1 protein-coding gene is annotated in these 1,323 nt (G+C 45.4%); it reads left to right on the top strand.

All coding sequences use genetic code 11. The features are described 5' to 3' along the window. Positions 1-207: 207 nt before the first annotated feature. Positions 208-1,323 (top strand): sulfatase-like hydrolase/transferase (locus B7C60_RS05135; protein ID WP_216639304.1); only part of this gene is annotated, 1,116 nt, incomplete at its 3' end.

The following is a 1,323-nucleotide window of genomic DNA, read 5'->3' as shown; positions in this document are numbered from 1 at the left end:
GTCTTAATTTTACTATATCCAAATAGATCACTCATGCCCGGTTTGTATGCAATTGCATGCCTTCAGGACTGTTTGGTTTTTTAGTTGTTTCTATTGGTATTTGTATCAATAGTGGGTATTCGCATACTTAGCGCGTCTGTAGACCAAGTATTTGGAGTTGTTGGGTATATCGTTTTGGTAACGTAGAATTTAAACCAAGGAGTTCAAGTGAAAATTTCACGCCGTAATTTTCTTAAATCTATTGGAGCGTTAGGGGCGAGTTTAAGCTTGAGCCCGTTAGTTCATGCTCAGAACCAAAAGCCGAATGTGCTGTTTATCGCCATTGACGACCTAAACGATTGGATTGGTGGGTTACGTGGTCATGTACAGGCAAAAACACCGAACATCGATCGTTTGATGCAAAAAAGCCATAATTTTGTCAATGCCCACTGTGCGGTCCCCGTTTGTGGTCCGTCACGTAACGCGATTTTGTCTGGTATGGCGCCAACGACAACAGGTTGGTACACCAACCGAGAACTTGGTCTGAAAAACTTTCCAGCGATCGCTGAAGAAGTGATGGGCAATATTCCCACCTTACCACAGCATTTTAAGCAGAATGGTTACTACACCATGGCGTGTGGCAAAATTTTCCATCATGGTACCTCGGACTATCGTGCAGAAAAGCAGTGGCACGTTGAGCAAGATAAATACGAAATCAAAAACCAGGAATACCTCGATCGTGGTTTTGGCTATGGTCGTTACGGCGTCAATGATCACAAATACTACCCATTTCCGAAAGATGGCGGTCAAATCGTCACGACATTTGGTCCGGATGCGAAAGGGAAATCCCTCTGCTGGGGCGAACTTGAGCGTAAGGATATCCCAATGGGCGGCTTGATGCCGGACGAATATTTTGCACATTGGGCGGCCGAGCAACTGCACAAAGATTACGATCAGCCTTTCTTTTTAGCGGCGGGTTTTATTCGACCGCATGTGCCTTTCACTGCGCCGAAAGAGTATTTTGATATGTTCCCGCTTGAGTCTATTCAGATGCCGGACATTATCGAAGACGAAATGAAAGATATCCCACTTTACGGTAAAGCCATGACGATGGGCGCAATTGAAGGAGGGGACCACGCAGCAGTAGAAAAAGTGAGTCCGACGTTCTGGAGAGAGCTGGTGCGCGCTAACCTGGCTTGCATTGCTTTCGTGGATGCGCAAATTGGTAAAGTCTTAGATGCGCTTGAGTCGAGTAAATATAACGATAATACCGTGGTGATGCTTTGGTCTGATCATGGGCAAAATTTTGGTGAACACCGAAACTGGCGTAAAAACACGTTATGG

Source organism: Vibrio fujianensis (assembly GCF_002749895.1).
In the GTDB taxonomy this organism is placed as follows: Bacteria; Pseudomonadota; Gammaproteobacteria; order Enterobacterales; family Vibrionaceae; genus Vibrio; species Vibrio fujianensis.
Note: the sequence above shows the minus strand (reverse complement) of the source record. Positions and strands in the feature narration are given on the sequence as shown.